Consider the following 5,146-nt stretch of genomic DNA (forward strand, 5'->3'; position numbering starts at 1 on the left):
AGGAACAGCTCCAGCCGGTTGCCGGCCGGAATCGCCGCCGTGGGCAGGCCCGCGGCCACGATGCCAAAGGCGTCAGGCTCGGCCATGGCGGCCACCGCGATGAACACCGCCGCCAGGCCGATCATGCTGTGCATGAAGGCGACCAGCTCCGGCATCTTGGTCATCTCGACCCGTCTGGCCATGATCGTGCCGGCGGTACCGCCGACCAGCAGGGCGCCCAGCACATACACCATGCCGAAAGCCTTGCCGCCGGCAATCTCCACGATCAGGGCGCCGGTGGTCACTATGGCGATCGCCATGCCGACCATGCCGAACAGGTTGCCGCGGATTGAGGTGGTCGGATGCGACAGGCCCTTGAGCGCCTGGATGAAACAGACGGATGCCACCAGGTACAGCAGCGTGACAACATTCATGCTCATTTGGCGGCTCCCGAACCGGCTGCGTCAGCTGCAACGGGTTTCTTCTCTTTTTTGCGGAACATCTCCAGCATGCGGCGCGTGACCAGGAAGCCACCGAACACATTGACGGCAGCCAGCGCCACGGCGAGCACGCCCATGGTTTTGCCCAGCGGTGTGACGGTCAACGCGGCAGCCAGCATGGCCCCGACGATGACAATCGCCGAAATCGCGTTGGTCACCGCCATCAGCGGCGTGTGCAGCGCGGGCGTGACGGTCCACACCACGTGGTAACCCACGTAGATGGCCAGCACGAAGATGATGAGGTTGATGATGGTGGGGGACACGGCATCCATGGTCTGTTCTCCTGGTCGGGCGGCGCGGCTGCCGGCCCTCAAATGGTTATTTTTTCTTGACTTCGCCGGACTGCGTCATCAGGCAGGCCGCCACGATGTCGTCTTCCATGTCGATGTTGAGGGTGCCTTCCTTGCTGATGACCAGCTTGAGAAAGTCCAGCAGGTTGCGCGCATACAGCGCGCTGGCATCGGCCGCCACCAGCGCCGGCACATTGGTCTCGCCGATCAGCGTGACGCCGTGTTTGACCACGGTTTTGCCGGGCTCGGTCAGCGGGCAGTTGCCGCCTTGCGGCGCGGCCAGGTCGACGATCACGCTGCCCGGTTTCATGGCCCTGACCATGTCTTCGGTCACCAGCACCGGTGCGGCGCGGCCGGGGATCAGCGCGGTGGTGATCACGATATCGGCCTGGGCCACGCGTTTGGCGACCTCGGCTTTTTGGCGCTCCAGCCAGCTTGGCGGCATCGGTTTGGCATAACCGCCGACGCCGACGGCGGCTTCGCGCTCCTCGTCGGTTTCATACGGCACGTCGATGAACTTGCCGCCCAGCGACTCGACCTGTTCCTTGACGCTGGGGCGCACATCGCTGGCCTCGATCACCGCGCCCAGGCGCTTGGCGGTGGCAATCGCCTGCAGGCCGGCCACGCCGACACCCAGGATCACCACACGCGCCGCCTTGACGGTGCCGGCGGCGGTCATCAGCATCGGGAAAAAGCGCTGATACCTGTCGGCCGCCATCATCACGGCCTTGTAACCGGCGATATTGGCCTGTGACGACAACACGTCCATGCTTTGCGCGCGGCTGGTGCGCGGTGCGGCTTCCAGCGCAAACGACGTCAGCTGGGCTGCGGCCAGGCGCTGCAGGCCGGCGGCATCAAACGGGTTGAGCATGCCGACTAGCACCGTGCCGGCTTTGGCCAGACCGATTTCGCTGTCCAGCGGGCAACGTACCTTGAGCACGATGTCGGACGCATAGGCGCCCGCGGCATCGGTGATCTCGGCACCCACGGCGACATAGGCCTCATCCGGAACACTGGCGGCCACGCCGGCACCCGACTGGATGACGACCGTGTGGCCCTGGGCCTTGAGTTTTTTGGCCGTCTCGGGCGTGACGGCAACGCGTGTTTCCCCCGCCGTGATTTCGGCCGGTACCCCGATTCGCATGGGTGTCTCCTCGTTGCGTAAGTAGTTCTACGTGAAATTGTTACCTGTCAGCTAGCTTACATGACTTTCCCGGGCTTTTTCTGGACGCTGCTCTCTGGAAGTCGCGCAGGCTCCCGTGCGGGCCGGTTGCCCACGGATAATGCGGCGATGAATACACGATGGAAACCCAGTGTCACGGTCGCGGCCATCATCGAGCGCGAGGGCCGGTTTTTGCTGGTGGAGGAACACACGCAGGATGGCCTGCGCCTGAACAACCCGGCCGGCCACCTGGACCCGGGCGAAAGCCCGATCCAGGGTTGCGCCCGGGAAACCCTGGAGGAAACCGCCTTTCACTTCACGCCGCAGGCGCTGGTGGGCATCTACATGTCGCGCTTCGAAAAACCGGTGCCTGGACAGGACGCCCCGCTGGACATCACCTACCTGCGTTTTGCCTTTTGCGGCACGCTGGGCGAGGAAGTGGCCGGGCAGGCGCTGGACGAGGGCATTGTGCGCACCCTGTGGATGAGCCCCGATGAGATCAGGGCTTGCGCTCACTTGCACCGCAGTCCCCTGTTGCTGACCTGCATGGAAGACTACCTGGCCGGCAAGCGTTACCCCGTGGACCTGCTGACCACCGACCCGAGCGTCTACGACGCCAGACCCTGAGCCTCTCGCGCCTTCGCGTCACCACCTAAAATGCTGCAATGCACAAACAACGTATTGTTGTCGGTCTGAGCGGCGGGGTGGACTCCGCGGTAACGGCGCACCTGCTCAAACAGCAGGGGCATGAGGTCATCGGCATCTTCATGAAAAACTGGGAAGATGACGACGACAGCGAGTTCTGCTCGTCCAACATCGACTTCGTGGACGCCGCGGCGGTCGCCGACGTGATCGGCATCGAGATCGAACATGTCAACTTTGCCGCTGACTACAAGGACCGCGTTTTTGCCGAGTTCCTGCGCGAGTACCAGGCCGGCCGCACGCCGAATCCCGACATCCTGTGCAACGCCGAGATCAAGTTCAAGGCCTTCCTCGACCACGCGATGCGGCTGGGCGCCGAAAAGATTGCGACCGGGCACTATGCACGCGTCCGCCTCAACCAGGCCACGGGCTTGCATGAACTGCTCAAGGGCCTGGACCCGGCCAAGGACCAGAGCTACTTCCTGCACCGCCTGAACCAGGCGCAGCTGGCAAAAACGCTGTTCCCGGTCGGTGAGCTGAAGAAGACCGAAGTCCGGCGCATCGCCGACGAGATCGGCCTGCCGAACGCGAAGAAAAAGGACTCAACCGGCATCTGCTTCATCGGCGAACGGCCGTTCCGCGAGTTTTTGAACCGCTACATCGCCAAGGCGCCGGGACCGATCAAAAATGACCAGGGCCGGGTGCTGGGCGAACATGTGGGTCTGAGTTTTTACACCCTGGGTCAGCGCCAGGGCCTGGGCATAGGCGGCGTGAAGGCGCGCGGCGCCGAGCTCAAGGCGGTGCAGGCGCTGGGCCAGCGCGGCGTCGGCGAGCACGAGCCCTGGTTTGTGGCGCGCAAGGACATGGCGACCAACACCCTCTGGGTGGTGCAGGGACACGACCATCCCTGGTTGCTGTCCACAGAGGTGCAAGTTCAGGACTGCAGCTGGGTCGCCGGTGCGGCGCCGGCGGCCGGCACCATGGCGGCCAAAACGCGCTACCGCCAGCTGGACGCGCCCTGCGAGCTGGTGGCGCCATCAGTGACCCACGCCGCGCTGCGTTTTGACGAGCCGCAGTGGGCCGTCACGCCGGGCCAGTCGGCCGTGCTCTACCAGGGCGAGGTCTGCCTGGGCGGCGGCGTGATTGCATCGAGCAACACACCGGCGCTGCCCTGAGCCTGCTTCCCGTTTTTAGTGATCAAATGAGGGCCTGACCCTTGGTACATTTGCGCCGCCAGCTACTGATTTCATAGCGTTCGCATTGCAAACCGGTCACGGAATCCGTATTTCAACTGCCGTGCGCCCCGGCCGGCTCTGGACGGCGATGGCCACGCCGATCGCGCTCGCCCGCTCACGCATCGCCAGCAGCCCCTTGCGCGGCGCGGCGGCGGCGTCGAAACCGCGACCGTTGTCTACAACCCGCAGGCAGACGCCGGCCCCGTCCATCTCCGCCTCGATCGCCAGCGTGGTGGCCTGTGAATGCTGCAGCACGTTGGACAGCGCCTCGAACACCATGAACTGCAGCTGGCGCATGGCATTGGCGTCCATGTGGGCCACCGGCTCCAGGCTGCCGACCACCCACTGCAGTTCGATGTCCGACGCCGCAAAACGCGGCTCCAGCCGGTAACGCAGATTGGCCAGCAGCGAGCCGATGTCGCCCGGCAGCAAATGCATGGCGTCGATGGACAGCTTGAGCTGGTCGAGCGTGTAACGCAGCGTCTGCAGCACGTCGTCGGTGCTGGCCCTGCCCGACTGCAACTGCCGGATCGCGGCGCTCAGGTGCGCGCCCACGCCGTCGTGCATGTCGCGCAGGATGCGCGTGCGCTCGCTGACACGCTCCTGCTCGCGAGCGAGTTGTTCAACCTTCTGGTAAGACTGACCCAGTTCGCGCTCTTTCTGCGAGATGCGGGCAGACAGGTTTTCCATCAGGTCGCGCGCCTGGGCGCTGACCTCGCGAAACCGCGTGATAACGATGTAAGCCAGTGCCAGCCCGAACAGCACCGAGGAGTAACGCAGCAAGGTGTTGTCGGCGTAGGACGGGCTGATGCGAAAAACAAACCAGTCGCGCAGGCCCACCAGCACATTGACAAAAAGCGCCGCTGCCACCACTCGGTGCGACGGGGTGGCGTTGCGAAGCGCGCGCCAGCTGAAAAAGCCGATAAAACCGCTGAACGTCAGGGCATAAGCACCGTACCAGGCGGTCAGTACCTGCGGCGATGCAAACACCAGCGCCCAGGCGATCAAGGGCAGGCCGGTGGCAAACAGTGTCCAGTTCATGCGGTTGAACCAGATCGCCTGCCGCAGGTCCGACCAGCCGGCCACCCGCACGCAGAAACTCCCCATGCAGGTCAGCCAGCCGCCCGCCGCCAGCACGGTCACCATGCCCCAGGCGGGCCACGGCAGCGGCGGGGTTTCCATCAGCGTGTCGCTGATGCGCACCGTCCAGAACAGCTCGGCCAGCCCGCCCAGCAGGTACATCGGGTCGCGCACAGCGCGGTAGGCCCGCGCCGGGTCTGTCTGCGTGAACCACAGGGCCAGCGCCACCATGCCGACCATGAAGCTGAGCACCACCAC

6 protein-coding genes are annotated in these 5,146 nt (G+C 64.7%); 2 read left to right on the forward strand and 4 right to left on the reverse strand.

What is annotated here, in order from left to right; translation table 11 throughout:
- From PSV33_RS02270 to PSV33_RS02280, 3 genes are all read right to left on the reverse strand, one after another.
- A partial coding sequence (locus PSV33_RS02270) for an NAD(P)(+) transhydrogenase (Re/Si-specific) subunit beta (protein ID WP_300558115.1) occupies window positions 1-419 on the reverse strand: 419 nt, incomplete at its 3' end.
- The gene (locus tag PSV33_RS02275; protein ID WP_300558118.1) at window positions 416-751 is read right to left on the reverse strand and encodes an NAD(P) transhydrogenase subunit alpha; all 336 of its coding nucleotides are present in this window, start codon (window positions 749-751) and stop codon (window positions 416-418) included. The genes PSV33_RS02270 and PSV33_RS02275, both read right to left, overlap by 4 nt.
- 46 nt (window positions 752-797) lie before the next feature.
- Window positions 798-1,913, reverse strand: coding sequence for a Re/Si-specific NAD(P)(+) transhydrogenase subunit alpha (locus PSV33_RS02280; protein WP_300558121.1), 1,116 nt, complete (start codon window positions 1,911-1,913; stop codon window positions 798-800).
- Window positions 1,914-2,060: 147 nt separating this feature from the next.
- On the opposite strand from PSV33_RS02280, the gene PSV33_RS02285 reads away from it, so the two are divergent.
- Both PSV33_RS02285 and mnmA read left to right on the forward strand, forming a co-directional pair.
- Window positions 2,061-2,558, forward strand: coding sequence for an NUDIX hydrolase (locus tag PSV33_RS02285; protein WP_300558124.1), 498 nt, complete (start codon window positions 2,061-2,063; stop codon window positions 2,556-2,558).
- Between the two features lie 38 nt (window positions 2,559-2,596).
- Complete coding sequence (gene mnmA, locus PSV33_RS02290; protein WP_300558127.1) at window positions 2,597-3,748, forward strand: tRNA 2-thiouridine(34) synthase MnmA; 1,152 nt, start codon at window positions 2,597-2,599, stop codon at window positions 3,746-3,748.
- A 96-nt stretch (window positions 3,749-3,844) separates the two neighbouring features.
- Here mnmA and PSV33_RS02295 read toward each other — a convergent pair.
- Window positions 3,845-5,146, reverse strand: a 1,302-nt coding sequence (locus PSV33_RS02295) for an ATP-binding protein (RefSeq protein WP_300558130.1), incomplete at its 5' end; no start/stop codon positions are given.

The sequence above is a fragment of the Polaromonas sp. genome, from assembly GCF_029945895.1.
Classification (GTDB): Bacteria; Pseudomonadota; Gammaproteobacteria; order Burkholderiales; family Burkholderiaceae_C; genus Polaromonas.